Origin of the sequence: Faunimonas pinastri (genome assembly GCF_900110915.1) — a bacterium.
GTDB lineage: Bacteria > Pseudomonadota > Alphaproteobacteria > Rhizobiales > Afifellaceae > Faunimonas > Faunimonas pinastri.
The window spans coordinates 95,269-116,082 of sequence record NZ_FOFG01000006.1; the positions used below are offsets into that span (position 1 = coordinate 95,269).

Here is a 20,814-nt window from a genome sequence, read left to right on the forward strand (position 1 = left end):
GGAATCCGCGAGTCTGTCACTCGCGATGAGTGCGCCGTTTTTTAATGCGCAGACCCTTCCGAAGGAAAAGTCATGCACGCCCGCACATCGTGGAAGGTCAGATCGGAGCAGGCCAGCTCTCCCGAGAACCGGGATAGCGAAGGCCGTGATCTCCGTTTCGACGACCTTCTGACGACGCGCTTCGATGCGGCGGGCCATCTGAGCGGCCCCCGCGGAGATCGCGACCGGGTTGAGCAGCGGCTCCCCGGCGGCAGCGGGGACATGAGCCCGGAAGAACTGGAACGCGCGGTTGAAAGCCTGGCCCGCAGCGTCGAGCGCGCGAGCCGCGGTCGCCAACCTGCCGGACACGACGTACCCGATGCGCGCCCGGGCGACCGCGAGCGCGCCTTTCTCGGTAATCTTGAACGGCTGGAGGCGCAGCTTCAGGCGTTGGACGAACGTGTCGCCGGCCGCAACACCGCCGACGGCGACACGCCCAATCGCCGCCTGGTGGAGAAATCCTTCGGCGAGGGTCGTTCGACCCGGGCCGAGCGCGTCGCCGCCCGCGCCATGGCGGAGGAACTCGACCCCGAACGCGCGAAACCCACCGCTCGTCCCGAAGGCCGGGCAGCCGAGCGCACCGCCCTTGCCGCTCCCCGCCCGGAGCGGGGCGGCGAAGCGCGCGACATGCTGCAGGCGCTGGCCCGCCAGGTCGAGGAGCTTTCCCGCAACAACCGCTCGTTGTCCGGCGATATCGGCCAGATCCGCAGCAGCCTGGAGCGCAACCGCGACACGACGGGCACGCGGCTCGCCACGCTGCAGGAGCGGCTGACGGAGCTCACCGACCGGCTTGCCGCGCCGCAATGGCAGGCGCCCGCGATCAGCGCCTTCGAGACGGCGCGCGACGAGATCCTGCAGCGCATCGCGCGGATCGAGGCGCAGACCGCCAAACCCGCCGCCATGCAGGAAGTGGCCGCGCGGATCGAGGAGATCCGTGGCGATCTCGCCGCCCTGCCCTCCGAGGAGGGCCTGCGCCGGATCGAGGAACACCTTTTCCATCTCGCCGACCGGATCGACGCCCTGCCGGAGCCGGAGCGGAACGACGACCAGTTCGAGCGCCTGCAGGTTCAGCTCGACACAATCGCCAACGATGTCGCGGGTCTGCGCCGGGCCCGTTCCTCGCTCGGACCCGATCTCCAGCGGGGCCTTTTCGAACTGGCGAGCCGGCTTGAGGCTGCCATACAGGCCCGCGCGCAGGTCGATCTCGCCCCTGTCGAGGCGCGGCTGCGAGTGCTGGCCGAGCGCCTCCCGGAAACCCCGCCCGCCGACATGCTGGCGCGGATCGAGAACCGCATCGCCGCGCTGGACGACGGCATCGGTCGGCAGGAAAGCCGGGTGGCCGAGCAGGTCGTACGCGCGCTGGAAGAAAAGCTCGACGCCGTCGCGCTGATGATCGCGGAGGCGGGCAGCAAGGCTTCGCGCGCCGCGCTCACCGCGATCGAGCGGAAGCTCGAAGGGCTGCGCCAGATCATTCTGGAGCAGGCCGAGCGCCCGGCCGCCCCGGCCGCCGATTTCGCCGCGCTGGAAGACCGGCTCGACCAGATCCAGCATTTCCTGAGCGAAGCCGCCCATCGCGAGCAGGGCTTCAACCAGCACCTCGCGCCGATCTCCGAGAAGCTTTCCGATCTTTCCGACCGGGTGGCCGAGCTTTCGCCGCAGGAGCACCTGCAGCCGCTCACGCACCGGCTCGGCGCGATCGAGCAGCAGCTCCACGGCATCAGTTCCGGCCATCTCAGCGACCAGTCCACGCTGGCCTCCCATCTGGAAAACCTCGTCGACCGGCTGGACCTCATGGCCGGCCGTGACGCGTTCCTGCCCGCGCGGCTCACCGCCGTTCTGGAGCGGCTGGAGACGGTGCTGGAAGGCAATGCCGGCGACGAGCGCTACGGCCGCATCGAGCACAAGCTCGACACGCTGCACCACGACCTGCAGGGCTCCGCCTCGGTGCCAGACCTGGAGCTTGGGGAACTCCGGCAGGAAATCCTGGCACTTCGGCACGAATTCCTGTCGACCCCGGCCCAGCAGCCGACGAGCGGGATCTCCGACCTCCTCCATGATCTTCTCGACCGGCTCGAGCCCGTGCCCAGCCTCCAGTCCCATCTGGAGGATCTGGAGCAACAGGTCGGCCGCATCATGCAGGCCGTCGACGCGCCGGCCGCCGACCGCAACCTGATGGAATCCATGGAGGCAAGCCTCCGTGCCATCGAGGCGCGCCTGGAACAGGGCGGCAGCGCATCCGTCTCCGAGGCGCTGCGTGAACTTCGCGGCCTCCATCCCGCCGACGACTTCTCCGGCGAACTTGCCCGCACCCTGAACGAAGATCTCGGAGCGCTCCGGCAGGCGGCCGAAATCAGCGACAGCCATACTCGAGACTCGCTGGGCGCCGTGCACGACACGCTGGAAGCGGTGGTGAAGCGCATGGCCTTCCTGGAGCGCGAGCTCCAGAACCTGCCCGAAGGGGACCGAGGCGCTGCCGAAGAAAACTTCTCGCGCGGCGCGGCGCAGGATACCGGCTGGCTCGGGGGCGACAGCCTGCGCGGCGGCTACGAGGCCGAGCGCTATCCGGAAGTGACGCTGGAGCCTGCCGACCGGGCGCTCCGCAGCAGCACCGCGCCGGAAGCGCTCACCTCCAGCCTCGACACCTCCGACGATATGCGGGGCGGGCTCTTCGGTCGGCTTTCCTCCTCGCAGCTCCTGAAGCGCGCCACGGGCGGGCGAACGGAATCCTTCTCCGCCGGCATGGAGGACGCCGATCTCGGCGACACGCCGCTGGAGCCCGGCACCGACGCGCCGATGACCTCGTCGCTGACGGATGCCCCGAGCTCCGACACGGCGGTGATGTCCGGCAAGAAGAAGGGGCATCGGAGGCTCTTCTCCGGTGGCAAGGGAGCCGCCGCGGAAGAGACGCCGACCGCCGCCGCATTCCTGCGCACCCCCGAGGACGATGCGGGAGACACCGATTTTCTCGCCGCCGCCCGTCGTGCGGCCAGGGCGGCATCCGCCGAGGCCGGCAGCGCGGAAACGGCGACCCGGCAGGCGCGTGGGACAACTGGCGCGGCCCGCATCGCCGGTCTGCTCCGCGCCCGCCGCAGCCTGTTCCTTGCCGGCGCGCTCGCGGTCGCGGTCGCTTTTGCCGCCCTCCAATATGCCCGGATGCGCTCCCATTCGCCGGAAGCCATGTCGCAGGTGACGAGCAGCGCCCCGGCTTCTCCGTCCGCAACGCCGAATGCGCTTGCCGATGCCGACCGGACGCCGCAGGCAGCAACCGCCACGGCAGACGCTACGCCGGCTCCTGCCGCGCCCGATGCCCCGACTGCGGGATCACAAGCTTCCGGATCAGAGGCTTCCGGATCCCAAGCCTTGGGATCCCAGGCAACTGGCGCACAAGGCGACGCACAGACGGCGCCCACCTCGCGCCAAGCTTCGACTGCCGCCGACACCTCGCCGGCCAAGGCTCCGGACGTCGCGACGTCGGCTTCAACGCCCCTTCCCTCCGGCGCCGTCGATGGGCCGAAAGCGGAAACCGACGCACCCGCACCTACGGCCGCGCGATCGGCCCAGGGCAAGGTCTCCGCCGCCGGCCCGAGTTCGACGCCTTCCGGTTCGACGCCTCCCGCTTCGTCGCCTTCGTCCGTGGTCGATGCCGCGCCCGATGCGCCGCTCACCACCGGCTCACTCCCCGCCGCCGGCGTGAAGGACGTGGACCTGCACGGTCTCCCCGTGACGATCGGGGCGGACAGGCTGCGCATCGCCGCTCTGGGTGGCGATCCCAAGGCCGAGTTCGAGGTCGCTGCCCGCTATGCGGAAGGCCGCGGCGTGCAGCAGGATCTGCTCGCGGCCGCGAAATGGTACCAGAGCGCCGCCGTCGCCGGACTCGCGCCCGCGCAGTACCGGCTGGGCTCGATCTATGAAAAGGGCATCGGCGTCGACAAGAACCCGCAGACGGCGCAGGTCTGGTACCAGCGCGCGGCCGACGCGGGCAATGTGAAGGCGATGCACAACCTCGCCGTTCTCTATGCCGAGGGCGTCAGCGGCCAGCCGGACCTGAAGCGGGCCGCGACCCTTTTCCATCGCGCCGCCGACCAGGGCGTCCATGACAGCCAGTTCAACATCGCGATCCTTTACGCGCGGGGCCTCGGCGTTCCCGTCGATATGATCGAGGCCTACAAGTGGTTCGCCGTCGCGGCGACATCCGGCGACAAGGAAGCCGCCAAGCGGCGGGACATGGTCGCGCAGTCGCTGAGCCCGTCGGATCTCGCAAAGGCAAAGGCTGCGGCCGAGGGCTTCCGTCCGCTGGATGCCGACACCGCCGCCAACGACGTACAGCCGCCGCAGGGCGGCTGGGGCGAGCCGCAGGCGACCGCTGCGAGCGCTACCAGCCTGCCCGGCACGGCGGATCTCGTGCAGCAGGTGCAGCAGATGCTTTCCGCCAAGGGTCTCTATTCCGGCGCGGTCGACGGCCAGACCGGCCCGCAAACGCGCAAGGCGATCAGCGATTTCCAGAAGAAGGCCGGCCTGCCGACGACCGGCGAGATCGATACCGGCCTCGTCACTGCGCTGCAGTCCAGCAAGATCTGACGCGAGCCATCAGGCCAGAGACAAGAAAAGCGGCCGGACGGCCGCTTTTTTCATATGAGAGAAAGCGGGCTGAGCGGCCCATCCGCTTTCCCGGCGATCAGGCGGTGATCCTGAGGAGCCGGCCCTTGGCGCATTCCAGCGCGCCGATCATGCCGTAGGAACCGACAAGGCCGGCATAGGCATAGGACGCCACTTTGTCCTTGTTCAGCGTCGCCGCGACGAGCCCGGTGATCTCTCCCGATTTCGCCGCTTCCAGCAAACGCTCAAGCTCGCTCACCAGCCGCTGGTCGATCTCGCTTTCCTGAGCCTGGAACTCTCCGTGCAGTGCAACGACATTGTCAGCCATGTCGGTCCTCCTGTCATGCCCAACGAGAAGAGAAGCAAGCGCCGTGCCAGAGTGGGGATCTAGTCTCGGCTCAGAGCGGCCGCGGCGATCTGGAATACGCGGCTGTCGCCGATCATGAAGGCATGCAGCGGCCGGGCCGGGAAGAGTTCGGCAAAGGCCCGGTCCAGAACGTTGAGACCGCCCGTCAGCACGCCGAAGGCGGGCAGCACCAGCCGCATGCCATCGGTCGCGAAAGCCCGCCGACGGATGGAGCGGCCATGCCGGCAAAGCCGCGCGGACGGGTGCAGGTGCCCGGCCACCTCGCCGTGGACCGGCGCGAGGGTCGGTTCGTGACGGAAAGTCAGGCTCTGGATCTCGATCTCGCGACCGACTTCGCCACCGATATCGGCGGGCAGATGCGGATCGTGGTTGCCGGTGATCCAGAGCCAGTCACGCCCGCGCTGCAGGGCGGAAAGGCGCGCACGCTCGGGCAGGCCCAGCCGCGACGTACCCTCGCCGTCATGAAAGGAATCGCCGAGGCAGACGACCCGCTTCGGCGCCCGGCGTTCCACCAGGGTCGCCAGCGCGGCCAGCGTCGCGGCGCTGTCATAGGGCGGCAGGAACACGCGGCGGCGAGCGAAGGACGAGCCCTTTTCCAGATGCAGGTCGGCGACCACCAGCGTGCGGCTCGCCTCCAGCCAAAGCGCGCCGGCGCGGTCGAGACAAGCGGAAACCCCGGCAAGCCGGACATGCGCGTCAGCCATGTCGCCGGAGGTCCTCTCCGCGATCGGCTGCGTCGTCGACAAGATCGAGGCTTGCTCCAGAAGCCGGCTCCGCTGCTCTGCCCGTCGCCTCGCGGATCAGTTCCGCTTCCACGTCGGCGAGGATTCCGTCATGCACCTGCCCCACCACGGACTCCCCGCCGATCTCCAGCATGATCGGGACGGAGAGCGGCGAGACGCGCTCCAGTCTCTGATGAATGATTCGCCCTCGGATACGCGAGAGCATTTCGCCGAGCCGCTTGATATCGAGGAGCCCGGTCGCCGCATCGGCGCGCGTCGCCTGCAAGAGGATGTGGTCCGGCTCATGTGCGCGGAGCACGTCGTAGATCAGGTCCGTGGAGACGGTCACCTGCCGTCCGGTCTTTTCCTGCCCCGGATGGCGGCGCTCGATCAGCCCGGAAATGACGGCGCAGTTCCGGAAGGTGCGCTTCAGGAGGTAGGATTCCGCCAGCCAGTGTTCCAGATCGTCGCCGAGCATGTCCTCGTCCATGAGGTCTTCCAGCGAAAGATCGCCGTCGGCGAAGGCTTCGCCCATGTCGCGCAGGCCCCAGACGGCCAACGAATAATCCGTCGCGACGAAGCCCAGCGGGCGGGCGCCCGCTCGCTCCAACCGCCGGGTGAGCAGCATGCCGAGCGTCTGGTGCGCGAGCCGTCCCTCGAAGGGGAAGAGCGTCATGTAGAAGCGGCCGTGAAAGGGGAACGTCTCCACCAGAAGGGAGTCGCGTGACGGCAGCAGCGACATTTCCTGTTGCAGGCCCAGCCATTCGCGCACCTGTTCCGGCAGCTCCGGCCAGCGTGTGGGGTCAGCGAGCATGGCCCGTACGCCTTCCGCCAGATAGGTCGTCAGCGGGAACTTGCCGCCGGCATAGGCCGGGATCTTCGGATCCTCGTCGGCGGCGGGGCTGCAATAGGCGATGTTCTCGCGAATGCCCTCGAACTTCACCACGCGCCCGGCGAAGCGGAACGTGTCGCCCTGCACCAGCTGCTCAAGGAAATATTCCTCGATCTGGCCCAGTGGCCGCCCTCCTCGCATGATGGAATTGCCTTCCGCACTCTTGCGCGGTCGCCCGAGCACCACGTTCAGCATGGGCGCTTCGACGATGGTGCCGACATTCATGCGGTATTGCTGGGCGATGGAAGGGTGGCTGATGCCCCAGCGCCCCTTCTCCGGCCCGCTCGTGCGGCGGCGTATCTTGGCGTAGCGTTCGTAGCTCTTCAGCGCGTAGCCGCCGCTCGCGACGAAATCCACGACGCGTTCGAACGTCTCCCAGGCCAAGTGCCGATAGGGCTCGGCGGAGGTGATCTCGTCGAAGAGCGCCACCGCGTCGAACGGCTCGGCCACCGCCATGCCGAGCACATGCTGGCAGAGCACGTCGAGCGCGCCCGGCCGCAGCGGCGGCGTATCCTGATGGCCGAGATAATTGCCGTCGAGCGCCGCCTGGCATTCCAGCACCTCGAAGCGATTGGCCGGCACGAGGATGCCCAGCGAGGGCTCGTCCATGCGGTGATTGGCCCGGCCGATGCGCTGCGCCAGACGGCTCGCCCCCTTGGGCGCGCCCACGTGGATCACGAGGTCCACGTCGCCCCAGTCGATGCCGAGATCCAGCGTCGAGGTCGCGACCACGGCCCGGAGCGCGCCGGCCGCCATCGCCGCCTCCACCTTGCGACGCTGCGTCCGGTCCAGCGAACCGTGATGCAGCGCGATCGGCAGATTGTCCTCGTTGATGGTCCAGAGCTCCTGAAAAAGAAGCTCCGCCTGCCAGCGCGTGTTGACGAAAAGCAGCGTGGTCCGATGCTGCTTCACCGCCTCATAGACCTCCGGCAGCGCATAGCGGGCGGTATGACCCTTCCACGGCAGCCGTTCGCCGGAGCGCAGGATCGAGAGTTCCGGCCGCGCGCCCCCGTCCACGACGATGCGGTCGGCCAGCCGGCGCGGCTCGCCAGCTTTCTGTCCCACCAGCCACGAGCAGAGATCGTCGGGTTCGGCGACCGTCGCGGAGAGGCCGATGGTCACAAGGTCCGGCGAAAGCTCTCGCAGCCGGGCGAGGCCCAGCGCCAGAAGATCGCCGCGCTTGGAAACGATCAGCGAGTGCAGTTCGTCGAAGACCACATAGCGAAGCCGGCCGAAGAAGCGTCGGGCGTCGCGCGACGCGATGAGCAGCGCCAGTTGCTCGGGCGTCGTCAGCAGCACGTCCGGCGGCTCCTGCTTCTGCCGCTGGCGCTTGTGGGCGGAGGTGTCGCCGGTGCGCGTTTCCAGCGTAATCGGCAGATCCATGCCGGCGACGGGCCGCTCGAGATTGCGCTGGATGTCGACCGCCAGCGCCTTCAGCGGCGAGATATAAAGAGTATGCGGCCCGAAGACGGGTTGTCCGGGCTTCGCCCGCTCGACGATCCCGCGTTCCTCCAGATCGACGAGGCTCGGCAGGAAACCGGCAAGCGTTTTGCCGGCGCCCGTCGGCGCGATCAGCAGGGCGGACCGTCCGGCCCGGACCTTAGCCAGGAGCTCCAGCTGGTGCGGACGCGGCGCCCAGCCCTGCGCCGCGAACCACTCTCCGAAGCGGGCGGGCAGAAGGCTCCTCGCCTCTTCGGGAATGAGTGGATTGACCGTCATTCCCGATAGGTAGGAAGCGACAGGAACGAAGTCGAGGCAGGCGCGGGCAGATCCGCCTTCCACCAGGATCTGGGAGCTTGCTATTTCAGTCGCATAAGTAATGATCGTGACTATAGCAACGCAGCATGCGGGTGAGGCATGTCCAAGAAGAAGAACGGTCGCAAGGGCGACGGGGTCGCGTCGGTGGTGGAGATCGACATCGACGTCTACAAGGCGATTGAAGGCGCGCGGCAGGATTTTACCGAGAGCCGCAACGACATCCTGCGTCGAATGCTTCGGCTGGACGGGGATGCAGAGGCTCCAACGGCAGCGACCGCCCCCGGTCGGCGGGCGAAGAGCGGCGGCGCGATCGACGGCGGCTGGGCGAAGATCGACCGGCACGGGCGGCAGATCCTGCTTCCGGAAGGCACCGAGATCCGCGCCACCTATGGCGGCCAGACCGTGACCGGCCGGATCGGCGGCGGCGCCTGGGAGGTTGGCGGCCAGCGCTACAATTCTCCCTCCCGCGCGCTGATCGAAAATGTCCGCGGCCGCAATGGCGAGACGGTGAACCTCAATGGCTGGCGGCACTGGGAAGCGAAGCTGCCGGGCGAGGAGATCTGGAAGCGGCTGATGGAGGTCTGAACGGCATGCCGTCGAAGGTCGGGCCGCAAACCTCACCCTTCCGCTGCCGCATCCGCCTCCTATGTAGGGAGGAATGCGTCCCGCCGAGCTTCTCTGCCCCACCCCTTCCGGTCTCTACTGTCCGCCCGGCGACTTCTATATCGACCCGGTGCGACCGGTGGCTCGGGCGCTGATCACGCACGGACACGCCGACCATGCCCGGTCCGGCCACGACGCGGTGATGGCGACGCCGGAAACGCTGCGCATCATGGCGACGCGCTACGGCGAGGATTTCACCCGCCGCCGACAGGAAGCGATGCTGGGCGAATGGAGCGAGATCAACGGCGTGACCGTCTCCTTCCATCCCGCCGGCCATGTGCTGGGCTCCGCACAGATCGCGGTGGAGAAGGACGGCTTCCGGATCGTCGTTTCCGGCGACTACAAGCGCCGGGAGGACCCGACCTGCGAGCCGTTCCAGCCGGTGCCCTGCGATGTGTTCGTCACCGAGGCGACCTTCGCGCTGCCAGTCTTCCGCCACCCCGACGACCGCGCCGAGATCGCCAAGCTCATCAGGTCGACCGAGCAGTTTCCCGAGCGCACGCATCTCGTCGGCGCCTATGCGCTGGGCAAGGCGCAACGCGTCATCGCGCTGCTGCGCGAGCAGGGCTACGACCGCACCATTTTCATCCACGGGGCGCTGCAGCGGCTCTGCGACCTCTACAAGGCGGAAGGGATCGACCTCGGCGACCTGCAGCCCGCGACGCTGGAGCGTGGCGGCAAGGCCGATTTCGCCGGCACCATCGTTGTCGGCCCGCCATCGGCCTTTGCAGATCGCTGGGCGCGCCGCTTCGCCGATCCCGTCTCCTGTTTCGCCTCTGGATGGATGCAAATCCGCCAGCGCGCTCGACAAAGAGGTGTGGAACTGCCGCTGATCATCTCAGACCATTGCGACTGGGACGAACTCACGGCAACCATCGAGGAAATCGGACCCGGCGAGGTCTGGGTCACGCATGGTCGTGAGGAAGCACTGGTGCGCTGGTGCGAACTCCAGAACATCCGCGCCCGCCCGCTGCATCTGGTGGGCTATGAAGAGGAGCCGGAATAGTGCCCCGAAACAATGAGAGTGAAATCCGCGCCATTTTCGCCGAATACGGCGCCGGCTTCGACGACGCGGATGCGGAAGCGGTGACGACCCTGTTCGCCTATCCAGCCACCATCTGGCAGTTTTCCGAAGGCCACGTCTTCGATGACGACGAGGACCTGGGGGAAAACGTCGAGGCGCTGATCGACGTCTTCGACGATGCCGGCATCGTCACGACCGTGCCGGAAGTCGGCGCCATCCACGTCGCCGGGATCACGGCCTTCGCCAGCGTCGAGTGGCGGCAGGAGGACGAGGACGGCGAGGTACTGAACCAGTTCACCTGCCGCTACACGCTGCTCGACACGGACACCGGCTGGAAGATCGCCACGGTGATCAACGAGATCGAGGAAGAGGAAGCTCCCGCCCACTGAACGCGGGCGGCAGCTTCCGAACGGACCGGCGCGGCCCCTCACAATCCGCGCCGGCCACCCTATATCCCTTGAACCATGAAGGCTTTCGCCTCCCTTCTCGACCGGCTCACCCTCACGCCGCAGCGCAACGGCAAGATCCGCCTGATGGTGGACTATGTCGCCTCCGTGCCCGACCCGGAGCGCGGCTACGGCATCGCCGCCATCACGCGGGACCTTTCCATCGCCAGCGTCAAGCCGGCCATGCTGCGCGCCCTCATGGCGGAGCGGATGGACGAGGTGCTGCTCGGCTATTCCTATGACTATGTCGGCGATCTTGCCGAAACGATCTCGCTTGTCTGGCCCGAACGCGGCGACGGAGAGCACCAGCCCACGCTCACCGAGGTCGTGGAAACGCTGCAGCGCGCCACCCGGCTCGACGGCCCGCGCCTGGTCGAAGGCTGGCTCGACCATCTCGATGCCTCCGGCCGCTATGCGCTACTGAAGCTCGTCACCGGCGAACTTCGCATCGGCGTCACCGCCCGGCTGGCCAAGCAGGCGCTGGCGCAGTTCGGCGGCAAGGACGTTACCGAGATCGAGGAAATCTGGCACGGGCTGGCGCCGCCCTACACGGAGCTTTTCGCGTGGCTGGAAGGCCGGACGGACAAGCCGGTCAGCGCGGCGCGGGGCCCCTTCCGTCCCGTGATGCTGTCGCAGGCGCTGGACGAAGAAGCCGACCTGCCGAAGATCCAGCCGGCGGACTATGCGGCGGAATGGAAGTGGGACGGCATCCGCGTGCAGGCGACGTCCGATCAAGGCGTGCGGCGGCTTTATTCGCGCACTGGCGACGACATTTCCGGCGCGTTCCCCGACATACTGGAGCTTCTGGACTACGAAGGCTCCATCGACGGCGAGCTGCTGGTGGCGCGCGAGGACCAGGGGTCCATCGCCATCGCGCCTTTCGGCGACCTGCAGCAGCGGCTGAACCGAAAGGTGATTTCGCCCAAGCTGATCAAAAGCCATCCGGCTTTCATCCGGGCCTACGACCTGCTGCAGGATGGCGAGGAGGATCTCCGCGCCCTGCCCTTCGCGGACCGGCGCAAGCGGCTGGAAGCCTTCGTCGCGCGCCTTGCCTCGCCGCGCATCGACATTTCGCCGCTGGTGCCCTTTGACGATCCCGACCACCTCGCGGCGCTGCGCGCCAATCCGCCAACCGACGCGCGCATCCACGAGGTGGCGGAAGGACTGATGCTGAAGCGCTGGGATTCCGCCTATGTGCCGGGCCGCCCGAAGGGGCCGTGGTTCAAGTGGAAGCGCGATCCATTCGTCGTGGACGCCGTGCTGATGTACGCGCAGCGCGGGCACGGGCGGCGTTCGTCCTTCTATTCCGACTATACGTTTGGCGTCTGGACCGGCCCGGAGGCTGCGCCGGAACTGGTGCCGGTCGGCAAGGCCTATTTCGGCTTCACCGACGAGGAACTGCGCGAACTCGACCGCTACATCAGGAACAACACCGTGGATCGTTTCGGCCCGGTGCGATCCGTGAGGGCCGAGCCGGATCATGGCCTCGTGCTGGAGATCGCGTTCGAGGGGCTGAACCGCTCCGTCCGCCACCGCTCCGGCATCGCCATGCGCTTTCCCCGCGTCAGCCGGCTGCGCTGGGACAAGCCCCCCTCCGAAGCGGACCGGCTGGAGAACCTGGAGCGGATGCTGCCGCGCGACGCCTCGCCGAAGAAGGTGCGCAAGGCGTCAGCCTGACGGCGAGCCTTGTGGCGCAGCGTCCGGCTCGCTACCTATGCGGCGACGAGCCCCGAGGCGGGCACCGAGGAGAGGATCACCATGTCGGGACGCACCGCGCATTTTCTGGGCGACAATCCGATCCGCGTTCTTCTCCGTCTGATCGTGCTGTCCTTCGTCGTCGGCCTGGTCCTGTCGGTGCTTCATATCCACCCGGTCGACATCTATTACTGGGCCGAGGATATGGTCTATCGGATCTGGAACATGGGCTTCGGCTTTATCCAGGGTGGGCTCGGCTATCTCGTCGTCGGCGCCGTGATCGTGGTGCCCCTTTTCCTGCTGTCGCGGCTCCTCAAGGTCGGCAGCGGCCGGGCCGACTAGTTTAGGGCGCCGAGCGACCGTCTCTCGACGGGTCCGGCCTGCTAAGGCTAGAGCTTAGCCCCGGCCGGGCGACAGGGGCGATTCGATGGCGATCGACGAAACAGGAGGGATACGTCCCTTCGCGGTGACGCACCGGCTCGTGCTCCGGCTCGCCCTGCCGATGATGCTGGCCTATCTCTCCACACCGCTCGTGGGCATCGTCAACACGGCCGTCGTCGGGCAACTCGGCAGTGCCGCGCTGATCGGCGGGATCGCCGTTGCCGCCGTGATCTTCGACGTCATTTTCAGCGTCTTCAACTTCCTGCGCGGCGCGACGACCGGGCTGACGGCGCAGGCCTTCGGCGCGGGTGACGCGACGGAGGAGCAGGCGATCCTCTTCCGCGCGCTGGTGCTGGCCGTGATCTGCGGGCTCGTGCCCGTCATCCTGCAATGGCCGCTGGGCCGGCTTGCTTTCGGCCTGATGGACGTGCATGGCGACGTCCTTTCGGCCGCGCGAACCTACTTCACGATCCGTATCTGGGGTTCGCCGCTGACGCTCTGCAACTATGCCGTACTCGGCTGGATCCTCGGCCGCGGCCAGTCCGGCCGCGGGCTCGTGCTGCAAACGCTGCTGAACGGGATCAACATCGTCCTCAGCCTCGCGCTGGTGATCGGGCTCGGCTGGGGAGTTGCGGGTGCGGCCTGGGCCAGCCTCGCCGCCGAAGCCGCGACGCTCCTGGCAGGGCTGCTGCTGGCGTTCCGCCAGCTCGATCTCGCGCATCGTCCGGCTCTGCCGCGCGTGCTGGACGGCGAACGCCTCCGCCGGATGATGGCGGTGAACGGCGACATGATGATCCGCTCGCTCTCGCTCCTCATCGTCTATGCGTTCTTCACGCGCGCCGGCGGGCATTTCGGCCAGACGGTGCTCGCCGCCAATGCCGTGCTGATGAACCTGTACATGCTCGGCAGCTACTATCTCGACGGTTTCGCCAACGCCGCCGAGCAGCTTTCCGGCCGCGCCGTCGGCGCGCATTACCGCCCGGCTTTCGAGCGGGTCGTGAAGCTCACCTGCCTTTGGGGCTTCGGCCTCGTGGTGCCGGTGGCAGTGCTTCTCTATGCGGCCGGGCCAGTGCTGATCGACTGGATCGCGACCGCGCCGGAGGTGCGCGAGACGGCGCGGCACTACCTTGTGTGGGCGGCTCTTGCGCCGGTGGCGGCCGTGCTGGCGTTCCTGATGGACGGGATCTTCATCGGCGCCACCTGGTCGCGCGACATGCGCAACATGATGATCCTGTCGCTCGCCGTTTTTCTGATCGCGGACGGTATCCTGACGCCGCGCTTCGGCAATCACGGCCTCTGGATCGCCTTCCTGATCTTTCTCGGCGCGCGCAGCCTCGTCTTCAACTGGCGGATGCGCGTGCTGCTGCCGCGCACCTTCGGCTGAACGAAGCCCTCAGGCCACCGTCGATATACGCGACCAGACCTCGGCCCAGTGCCCGGTGCGGCTGTCGCGGATCGCGCGAACCGAACCGGCCCTGAGGCGGTCGAGTTCGGCCACGAGCCCGTCCTTGATGCGCCCGACCAGCGACGGCCCCTGGAAGACGAGACCGGTATAAAGCTGCACGAGATCCGCGCCGGCCGCGATCTTGTCGAGCGCCGTCTGCGCGCTGTCGATGCCGCCGGCCCCGATCAGCGCCAGATCCGGCCCGGCAAGCTGGCGGACGCGCGCGAGCATGGCCGTGGAGCGCTGAAACAGCGGCCGCCCGGAAAGCCCGCCCGTCTCCTTCGCGATCGCGTCATCCGCAAGCTTCGGGCGCGCCACCGTGGTGTTGGAGACGATCAGCCCATCCACTCCGAGGCGACGGACGATCTCCACGATCTCCATCACCTGCGCATCGTGCATGTCGGGCGCGATCTTCAGGAAGACCGGAACCTTGCCGCCCTTGCGCGGGGGAGCGGCATCCCGCGCCTGAAGAACGGGGGTCAGGAGCGTATCGAGGCTGTCGGCGCTCTGCAGATCGCGCAGGCCGGGCGTGTTGGGCGACGAGATGTTGACGGTGAGATAGTCCGCGACCCCGGCAAACCGGCGGATGCCCGCGACGTAATCCGCCACGCGGTCAGCGCTCGTCTTGTTGGCGCCGATATTGACGCCGAGAACGGGGCCGCCCTGCCACTCGCGCAGGTTCGCCGCCATGGCATCGTGGCCGGCGCTGTTGAAGCCGTAGCGATTGATCACGGCTCCGTCGGCCGGCAGGCGGAAGACGCGCGGGCGCGGATTGCCGGGCTGCGGCAGCGGCGTCACCGTGCCGACCTCCACCGCGCCGAAACCGAGGCGACCCAAGGCTGCCGGCACTTCGCCGTTCTTGTCGAAGCCGGCCGCGAGGCCGACCGGATTGGCAAAGGAAAGACCACAGAGCGAGACGGCAAGGCGCGGATCGTCGGCCTTGGCCGAGGTGAACTGCGGCAGCTTCAGGCCGGCGATCGTCAGCCGGTGCGCCGTCTCCGGGTCCAGCGCGTGCAGCGAACGGGCGATGAAATCGGCGGGCGTCTTCATGCCATGCGGTCGGGAAAGCGATGCATGCCATCGGGCCCGAGCGTCAGCGGCTCGGCCCAGAGCACCTTGTCCATCGCCAGCGGCTCATAGAGATGCGGGAAAAGCTGCCCGCCCCGCGACGGCTCCCAGCGGAGCGGCAACGCGTCGCCGTCGATGGCGGCGAGCACCAGATCGTCCTGCCCGGCGAAGTGCTTCGCGGCCGTCTCGCGCGCCTGCTCGGCGGTGGAGAAGTGGATATAGCCGTCGGCGATGTCGACGGGGGCGCCGGTGAAGGCGCCGGCCTGTTCCGCTTCCGCCCAGAGGAACGCGGTGGAAATCTTGTAGATCGTTGTCATGGCAAGAGGCATCTATCGGCTCAGGAGGGGCCGGCGTCCAGCGTTACCGGCCGCCTTCGCACCGATTTCGGTGTTCTGGATCGGGTCACGTGCCAGTGGAGCCGAAACCGCCCGCACCGCGCTCCGTTTCGGCGGAAAACTCCTCCACCAGTGCGAAGGACGGGCGGATCACCGGCACGAACATCATCTGCGCGATCCGCTCGCCCGGCTGGATGACGACCGGCGGCGTGCCCGGCGCGCTCCGGTTCCAGGCGCTGATCATCAGCGGACCGAGATAGTCGGCGTCGATCAGCCCCTGTCCGTTGCCGAGCACCAGCCCCTTTTTATGCCCCAGCCCCGAGCGCGGCAGGATGATGGCGGCGATGTGGGGGTCGCCGATATGGATCGAAAAACCCGCCGGAATCAGCGTCGCGGGCGCGCCCGGCTCCAGCGCCAGCTCCGCATCGAGACAGGCGTGGAGATCGACCGCCGCAGCCATTTCGCTCTGGTAGCGCGGCAGCCCCCACTCTTTCAGCCTCTCGTCGAGGAGCTTGAGTTCCACGGCGGGTCGGAGCTGGAGAGCGGAAGACGAAGACGGCATCGGGACCTCGGTTCTGACGAGCCGACGTGATGACCGCCCATGCCCCCGCTGGCAAGGACGAATTGCCCTGTCAGCTAACCTTGCGCTTTCGTCGGACAGGCTTAGTTCTCCGCAGCTTAACGGATCAAGAACCACAGCCGGGGGAAACATGCATCTTCGTCAATTCGGGCGTACGCCCTGGACCGTTTCGGAAATCGGCTTTGGCGCCTGGGCCATCGGCGGCAGCTGGGGCGACGTGGAACAGGACCAGGCGGAACGCGCCCTGCATGCCGCGCTCGACGCGGGCATGACCTTTATCGACACCGCCGACGTCTATGGCGACGGGCGCTCGGAGACGATCATCGCCAAGGTGCTGAAGGAACGGCGTGGCGACCGCCCGGTGGTCGCCACCAAGGCGGGGCGCCGTCTCGATCCGCATGTGGCTGAAGGCTACAACGCGGAGAACCTCACCGCCTTTGTCGAGCGCAGCCTGCGCAACCTGCAGGTGGACGCGCTGGATCTCGTGCAGCTTCATTGCCCGCCGACGGAAGTCTACTACCGCCCGGAGGTGTTCGAGGCGCTGGACCGGATGGTGGAAGCCGGCAAGCTGCGCTTCTACGGCGTCAGCGTGGAAAAGGCCGAGGAAGCGCTGAAGGCCATCGAATATCCCAATGTCGCCAGCGTGCAGATCATCTACAATATCTTCCGCCAGCGTCCGGCCGAGCTGTTCTTCCGCGAAGCCAAGGCGCGCGACATCGCGGTGATCGTCCGCGTGCCGCTGGCCAGCGGCCTGCTCACGGGCAAGATGAAGCGCGACACGCAGTTCGCCGCCGACGATCATCGCAACTTCAACCGGCAGGGCGAAGCCTTCGATGTCGGCGAGACCTTTGCGGGCGTTCCCTACGAACAGGGGCTGGGCACCGTGGATGCGCTCCGCGCGCTGGTGCCGGAAGGCATGACCATGGCGCAGTTCGCGCTCAAATGGATCCTGGCCAACGATGCGGTCACCGTCGCCATTCCCGGCGCGAAATCCCCGGAGCAGGCCGAAGCCAACGCCGCCGCCTCCGACATGCCGCCGCTCGACGGCACGACGCTTCGCGCCATCGGCGACCTCTACGAACAAGACATCAAGCGTTTCGTCCATCACCGCTGGTAGGCGGCGACCGGCAGCCGATTATTCGATTGCTTGTTCCCGTTCCGTTCTTTAGTCTTCGACTATGGGGGGCGGAATGGCGGATGCAGTCGATAAAGGACCGGGGCGCGGGAGAGGAACGGGGATCGCCGTGGTCACGGTGGCGACCGTGCTCTGGAGCACGGCGGGGCTTTTCGTCCGCGCGCTCGATCTCGATGTCTGGACGACACTCGGCTGGCGCTCGGTCTTCGCCGCCATCGCGTTGTTCATCACCGATCTCGTGCGGCGGCGGAAGCGCGTGGAGGGCGCCACGCGGAAACCCGCCTGGCTGATGCCGCTCGCCATGGCGCTCTCCGGCCTGTCGATGTTCGGCTACGTCGCCTCGCTGAAGCTGACGACGGTCGCGAACGTGCTGACGATCTATGCGACGATCCCGTTCGTCGCGGCAGGCGTGGCGTTTCTCTGGACGGGCGAGCGCGCAGAACGGCGGATCGTGATCGCCAGCGGCGTCGCTTTGGCTGGCGTCGCCGTCATGGCCTGGGCCGCCGCCAGTCCGCGCGATCTCGCCGGCAATGCGCTGGCGTTCCTGATGACCGTCACCTTCGCCATGCTTCTGGTGATGGCGCGGCGGTATCCCGACCTCCGGCTGGCCGCGATCAATGCCGGCGGCGCGGCGCTTTGCGCGGCGGTCTGCTTTCCGCTGATGCCACAGACCCTGCCGAGCCCGCTCGAACTTGCGATCCTCGCGGCCTTCGGCCTCACCACCACCGCCCTCGCCTACGTCCTCTTCCTGCTGGGCGCGCGCTACATCCCGGCGCCCGAGGCTGGCCTGATCGGGCTTCTCGACGTGGTGCTGGGGCCGCTCTGGGTGTGGCTCGCCTTTTCCGAAAACCCCGGCCGGCCCGCACTGGTCGGCGGTGTCATCGTGATCGCCGCCGTACTCTGGTATCTCTCGGCCGGGCTTCGTCAGATGCGAAACCGCAGGGCTCCAGGCCAGCCGGCGCTTTGATCAGCCGGCGAAACCGCCCTCGTCGAGAAAGCGTTGCTCCTCGGGCGTCGTGAAGCGGCCGAGCAGGCGGTTGCGATGAGGAAAGCGGCCGAAGATTTCGATCAGCCGCGCATGCTCGCGGGCGTAGTCCCAGATCCGTTGATCGCCCACTTCCTCGAAGAGCGCGCCGAAGAGGCGAAGCGAGCGGAGCTGGTCGCGCGCGTCTTCCGAATGCTCGAAGGGAAGATAGACGAAGACCCGGAGCGCGGCGGGAACCTCCCGGTCAAGGCCGAGATCGACCATGCCCCGGGCCAACGTGCGGGCTAGCGGATCGGTCGCGAAGGCATGCGCCGTGCCGCGATAGATGTTGCGCGGCACCTGGTCGAGCAGCAGCAGGAGCGCCAGCCCTTCTTCCGCTGGGCCCTGCCATTCGGTGAGGTCAGCCGCGGCGGCCATCCGATGCGACGCTTCGAAGCGCTCCCGGAGCGTTGCGTCGAAAAGATCGTCTTTGGCAAACCAGCGCTCCGCGCCCGCCTCGTTCCAGAAGGCGACGATCTCCGACAGGGAGGCTGTCATTGCGCGCCGCTATCCTCGGCCGTTCCGCCCCCAAGGCTCCCCGAAAAGCTCCCGGCGATCCGCTGCACCAGCCGCGCCGCCACCTCGTCCTTGCTCATTTCCGGCCAGTCCTCGACGCCGGCGGCGCTGACCAGATGCACGCGGTTGCGATCGCCGCCCATGATGCCGGTGCCGGGCGAGACGTCGTTGGCGACGATCCAGTCGCAGCCCTTTCGGGCGAGCTTCGCGGCGGCGTTGGAGAGGAGATTCTGCGTTTCAGCGGCAAAGCCGACGACCAGCGACGGTCGCTTCGGATGGCGCGAGACGGTGGCGAGAATGTCGGGATTTTCGACCAGATGCAGCGGCGCGGGCTCGCTGCCCGGCGCCTTCTTGATCTTCTCCGCCCCTTCCGCCGCGACGCGCCAGTCGGCGACCGCAGCGGCCATGACGGCGAGGTCGGCCGGCAGCGCGGCTTCCACGGCCGCGAGCATCTCGCGCGCCGTCTCCACCGGCACGACGGTGACACCCGCTGGCGGGGCGATCGTGACGGGGCCGCTCACCAGCGTGACCTCCGCGCCGGCTCGGGCGAGCGCCGCCGCGATGGCGTGCCCCTGCTTGCCGGAGGAGCGGTTGGCGATGTAGCGCACGGGGTCGATCGGCTCATGCGTCGGCCCCGACGTGACGATTGCGCGCCTGCCTGCCAACGGTCCCGTGAGCGGACCGCTCGGCCCGAGAAGCGCCTCGATCCCGGCGAGGATCGACATCGGCTCGGCGAGGCGCCCGACGCCCGCTTCGTTCCGCTCCGCCATCTCTCCGGCTTCCGGACCGATGAAATGGACGCCGTCGGCACGAAGCCGCTCGACATTGCGTGCAGTCGCCGGGTTCGCCCACATGAAGGGGTTCATGGCCGGCGCGACGAGAACCGGTTTGTCCGTGGCGAGCAGCACGGCGGAAGCGAGGTCGTCGGCCAGACCGTTCGCCATCTTCGCCAGGAGATTGGCCGTCGCCGGTGCGACGACCACAAGATCCGCCTCGCGGGACAGCCGGATGTGGCCGATTTCGTTTTCCCGGTCGAGGTCGAAGAGGTCGGAGTGCACGCTCTCATTGGAGAGGGCGGAGACGGCGAGCGGCGTGACGAACTCCTTCGCCGCCGCCGTCATCACCGGCCGCACGGAGGCCCCGCGCTCGCGGAGGCGGCGGATCAGATCCAGCACCTTGTAGGCGGCGATACCCCCGCCGATCACCAGCAGGAGGCGCTTGCCGGCAAGCGTTTGAAGCGGTGCGGGCTTCACCATCAGCAGCTCACGGCGCAAGGGGCGTGCGAGAAGCGGGGCGCGTGCGAGAAGCGGGGCGCGTGCGAAAATCTGGCGCTTGAAGCGGCAATGGCGTATCGGATCGACACGGAAACCCTCTTTGTGTCACATTCGCACCGCAAAGAGCGGCTTATCGATCAAACCGAGGTCGAGCCTCGCTTTCGGAAGGTTCTTTCTATGCCGACTGATCAGTTGCCGATCAACATCGACGCCGTCCGCCAAGCGCCGATCATGTCCGATCCCTACACCTATGTCACGGGCTACGGGATCCTCAACGAGGGCGCTGCGGACGAACTGCGCCGCGATTTCCCCAACATCACCAAGCCGGGCTTCCTCACGGTCGACGAAGTCGAGCTCAAGGGTTCGTTCAAGAAGCTGATCGACCAGCTGGAAAGCAAGGAATTCGCCGACGCGCTTTCCGAGAAGCTCGGGCTGAACCTCGACGCGCATCCGCGCCTCACGACGATCCGCAAGATCTCGCAGGGCAAGGACGGCCGCATCCACACCGACAGCGAAGCCAAGCTGGCGACCTTCCTCGTCTATCTGAACGACGCCTGGGAGGACAGCTCCGAAGGTCGCCTTCGCGTGCTTCGCGGCTCGGAAGACTTCGACGACATGGTCGCCGAGATCCCGCCGACGGTCGGGCACTTCTTCGGTTTCCGCCGCGCGGACAATTCCTGGCACGGCCACAAGCCCTTCGCCGGCGAGCGCAAGGTGGTGCAGATCACCTGGGTGCAGGACGAAAGCGAGCTAGAGCGAAAGAAGAACCGCAATTCCATGGCGCAGAAGCTCAAGGGCATCTTCGGCCGCTAAGCGCGCCGCCTTTGCCTGGCCGCCACCGATCGACGGATCGAA

At 67.6% G+C, this 20,814-nt stretch carries 17 protein-coding genes and 1 pseudogene; 10 read left to right on the forward strand and 8 right to left on the reverse strand.

Going from position 1 to position 20,814, the window contains the following annotated elements; all coding sequences use genetic code 11:
* Nucleotides 1-72 precede the first annotated feature (72 nt).
* A complete protein-coding gene (locus BMY25_RS09815; protein WP_092496462.1) occupies nt 73-4,617 on the forward strand; it encodes a peptidoglycan-binding protein in 4,545 nt (1,514 codons plus the stop codon).
* A gap of 97 nt (nt 4,618-4,714) precedes the next feature.
* Here BMY25_RS09815 and BMY25_RS09820 read toward each other — a convergent pair whose 3' ends face one another.
* The 3 genes and pseudogenes from BMY25_RS09820 to BMY25_RS09830 form a co-directional block, all read right to left on the reverse strand.
* Nucleotides 4,715-4,963 (reverse strand): hypothetical protein, encoded by a 249-nt coding sequence (locus BMY25_RS09820; protein WP_092496463.1) that lies wholly within the window; start codon nt 4,961-4,963, stop codon nt 4,715-4,717.
* A 59-nt stretch (nt 4,964-5,022) separates the two neighbouring features.
* Complete coding sequence (pdeM, locus tag BMY25_RS09825) at nt 5,023-5,706, reverse strand: ligase-associated DNA damage response endonuclease PdeM (protein WP_092496565.1); 684 nt, start codon at nt 5,704-5,706, stop codon at nt 5,023-5,025.
* 85 nt (nt 5,707-5,791) lie between these two features.
* A pseudogene (locus tag BMY25_RS09830) lies at nt 5,792-8,335 on the reverse strand (ligase-associated DNA damage response DEXH box helicase); the annotation flags it as partial.
* A gap of 138 nt (nt 8,336-8,473) precedes the next feature.
* Here BMY25_RS09830 and BMY25_RS09835 point away from each other — a divergent pair.
* The 6 genes from BMY25_RS09835 to BMY25_RS09860 all read left to right on the forward strand — a co-directional run bounded on the left by BMY25_RS09835 (nt 8,474) and on the right by BMY25_RS09860 (nt 13,967).
* Complete coding sequence (locus tag BMY25_RS09835) at nt 8,474-8,959, forward strand: hypothetical protein (protein WP_092496465.1); 486 nt, start codon at nt 8,474-8,476, stop codon at nt 8,957-8,959.
* Between the two features lie 73 nt (nt 8,960-9,032).
* The gene (locus BMY25_RS09840; protein WP_092496466.1) at nt 9,033-10,043 is read left to right on the forward strand and encodes a ligase-associated DNA damage response exonuclease; all 1,011 of its coding nucleotides are present in this window, start codon (nt 9,033-9,035) and stop codon (nt 10,041-10,043) included.
* Nucleotides 10,043-10,450, forward strand: a complete 408-nt coding sequence (locus BMY25_RS09845; protein ID WP_092496467.1) for a DUF6841 family protein — start codon at nt 10,043-10,045, stop codon at nt 10,448-10,450. Before BMY25_RS09840 ends, BMY25_RS09845 begins: the two co-directional genes overlap by 1 nt.
* 75 nt (nt 10,451-10,525) lie before the next feature.
* Nucleotides 10,526-12,184 (forward strand): cisplatin damage response ATP-dependent DNA ligase, encoded by a 1,659-nt coding sequence (locus BMY25_RS09850; protein ID WP_092496468.1) that lies wholly within the window; start codon nt 10,526-10,528, stop codon nt 12,182-12,184.
* An 81-nt stretch (nt 12,185-12,265) separates the two neighbouring features.
* Complete coding sequence (locus BMY25_RS09855) at nt 12,266-12,544, forward strand: DUF6460 domain-containing protein (protein ID WP_092496469.1); 279 nt, start codon at nt 12,266-12,268, stop codon at nt 12,542-12,544.
* An 85-nt stretch (nt 12,545-12,629) separates the two neighbouring features.
* Nucleotides 12,630-13,967, forward strand: a complete 1,338-nt coding sequence (locus BMY25_RS09860) for an MATE family efflux transporter (RefSeq protein ID WP_092496470.1) — start codon at nt 12,630-12,632, stop codon at nt 13,965-13,967.
* 9 nt (nt 13,968-13,976) lie between these two features.
* Here BMY25_RS09860 and BMY25_RS09865 read toward each other — a convergent pair whose 3' ends face one another.
* The 3 genes from BMY25_RS09865 to dut all read right to left on the reverse strand — a co-directional run bounded on the left by BMY25_RS09865 (nt 13,977) and on the right by dut (nt 15,992).
* Nucleotides 13,977-15,077, reverse strand: coding sequence for a quinone-dependent dihydroorotate dehydrogenase (locus BMY25_RS09865; protein WP_092496471.1), 1,101 nt, complete (start codon nt 15,075-15,077; stop codon nt 13,977-13,979).
* Nucleotides 15,074-15,424, reverse strand: coding sequence for a DUF952 domain-containing protein (locus BMY25_RS09870; RefSeq protein WP_238858257.1), 351 nt, complete (start codon nt 15,422-15,424; stop codon nt 15,074-15,076). Before BMY25_RS09870 ends, BMY25_RS09865 begins: the two co-directional genes overlap by 4 nt.
* Before the next feature lie 73 nt (nt 15,425-15,497).
* Nucleotides 15,498-15,992 carry a dUTP diphosphatase gene (dut, locus tag BMY25_RS09875; protein ID WP_092496473.1) on the reverse strand — a complete coding sequence of 165 codons (495 nt, stop codon included), beginning with the start codon at nt 15,990-15,992 and terminating at the stop codon, nt 15,498-15,500.
* Between the two features lie 148 nt (nt 15,993-16,140).
* Between dut and BMY25_RS09880 the strand changes: the two genes are divergently transcribed.
* Both BMY25_RS09880 and BMY25_RS09885 read left to right on the forward strand, forming a co-directional pair.
* Nucleotides 16,141-17,127, forward strand: coding sequence for an aldo/keto reductase (locus BMY25_RS09880; RefSeq protein ID WP_092496474.1), 987 nt, complete (start codon nt 16,141-16,143; stop codon nt 17,125-17,127).
* A 73-nt stretch (nt 17,128-17,200) separates the two neighbouring features.
* Nucleotides 17,201-18,112: a DMT family transporter gene (locus BMY25_RS09885; RefSeq protein ID WP_092496475.1), complete on the forward strand. Its 912-nt coding sequence runs from the start codon at nt 17,201-17,203 to the stop codon at nt 18,110-18,112.
* Here BMY25_RS09885 and BMY25_RS09890 read toward each other — a convergent pair whose 3' ends face one another.
* Nucleotides 18,113-18,667 (reverse strand): DUF924 family protein, encoded by a 555-nt coding sequence (locus tag BMY25_RS09890; RefSeq protein ID WP_092496476.1) that lies wholly within the window; start codon nt 18,665-18,667, stop codon nt 18,113-18,115.
* On the reverse strand, nt 18,664-19,941 hold the full coding sequence (coaBC, locus tag BMY25_RS09895; protein WP_092496566.1) for a bifunctional phosphopantothenoylcysteine decarboxylase/phosphopantothenate--cysteine ligase CoaBC: 1,278 nt from the start codon (nt 19,939-19,941) through the stop codon (nt 18,664-18,666). Before coaBC ends, BMY25_RS09890 begins: the two co-directional genes overlap by 4 nt.
* Nucleotides 19,942-20,136: 195 nt before the next feature.
* Here coaBC and BMY25_RS09900 point away from each other — a divergent pair, with 195 nt between their 5' ends.
* On the forward strand, nt 20,137-20,772 hold the full coding sequence (locus BMY25_RS09900; protein ID WP_092496567.1) for a 2OG-Fe(II) oxygenase: 636 nt from the start codon (nt 20,137-20,139) through the stop codon (nt 20,770-20,772).
* Nucleotides 20,773-20,814: the final 42 nt, after the last annotated feature.

Coding starts and splice junctions, on each gene's coding strand:
- BMY25_RS09820 (WP_092496463.1), bottom strand. CDS start 4,963: ATGGCTGACAATGTCGTTGCACTGCACGGAGAGTTCCAGGCTCAGGAA.
- BMY25_RS09850 (WP_092496468.1), top strand. CDS start 10,526: ATGAAGGCTTTCGCCTCCCTTCTCGACCGGCTCACCCTCACGCCGCAG.
- pdeM (WP_092496565.1), bottom strand. CDS start 5,706: ATGGCTGACGCGCATGTCCGGCTTGCCGGGGTTTCCGCTTGTCTCGAC.
- BMY25_RS09835 (WP_092496465.1), top strand. CDS start 8,474: ATGTCCAAGAAGAAGAACGGTCGCAAGGGCGACGGGGTCGCGTCGGTG.
- BMY25_RS09860 (WP_092496470.1), top strand. CDS start 12,630: ATGGCGATCGACGAAACAGGAGGGATACGTCCCTTCGCGGTGACGCAC.
- BMY25_RS09885 (WP_092496475.1), top strand. CDS start 17,201: ATGGCGGATGCAGTCGATAAAGGACCGGGGCGCGGGAGAGGAACGGGG.
- coaBC (WP_092496566.1), bottom strand. CDS start 19,941: ATGGTGAAGCCCGCACCGCTTCAAACGCTTGCCGGCAAGCGCCTCCTG.
- BMY25_RS09815 (WP_092496462.1), top strand. CDS start 73: ATGCACGCCCGCACATCGTGGAAGGTCAGATCGGAGCAGGCCAGCTCT.
- BMY25_RS09900 (WP_092496567.1), top strand. CDS start 20,137: ATGCCGACTGATCAGTTGCCGATCAACATCGACGCCGTCCGCCAAGCG.
- BMY25_RS09840 (WP_092496466.1), top strand. CDS start 9,033: ATGCGTCCCGCCGAGCTTCTCTGCCCCACCCCTTCCGGTCTCTACTGT.
- BMY25_RS09870 (WP_238858257.1), bottom strand. CDS start 15,424: ATGCCTCTTGCCATGACAACGATCTACAAGATTTCCACCGCGTTCCTC.
- BMY25_RS09855 (WP_092496469.1), top strand. CDS start 12,266: ATGTCGGGACGCACCGCGCATTTTCTGGGCGACAATCCGATCCGCGTT.
- dut (WP_092496473.1), bottom strand. CDS start 15,992: ATGCCGTCTTCGTCTTCCGCTCTCCAGCTCCGACCCGCCGTGGAACTC.
- BMY25_RS09880 (WP_092496474.1), top strand. CDS start 16,141: ATGCATCTTCGTCAATTCGGGCGTACGCCCTGGACCGTTTCGGAAATC.
- BMY25_RS09890 (WP_092496476.1), bottom strand. CDS start 18,667: ATGACAGCCTCCCTGTCGGAGATCGTCGCCTTCTGGAACGAGGCGGGC.
- BMY25_RS09865 (WP_092496471.1), bottom strand. CDS start 15,077: ATGAAGACGCCCGCCGATTTCATCGCCCGTTCGCTGCACGCGCTGGAC.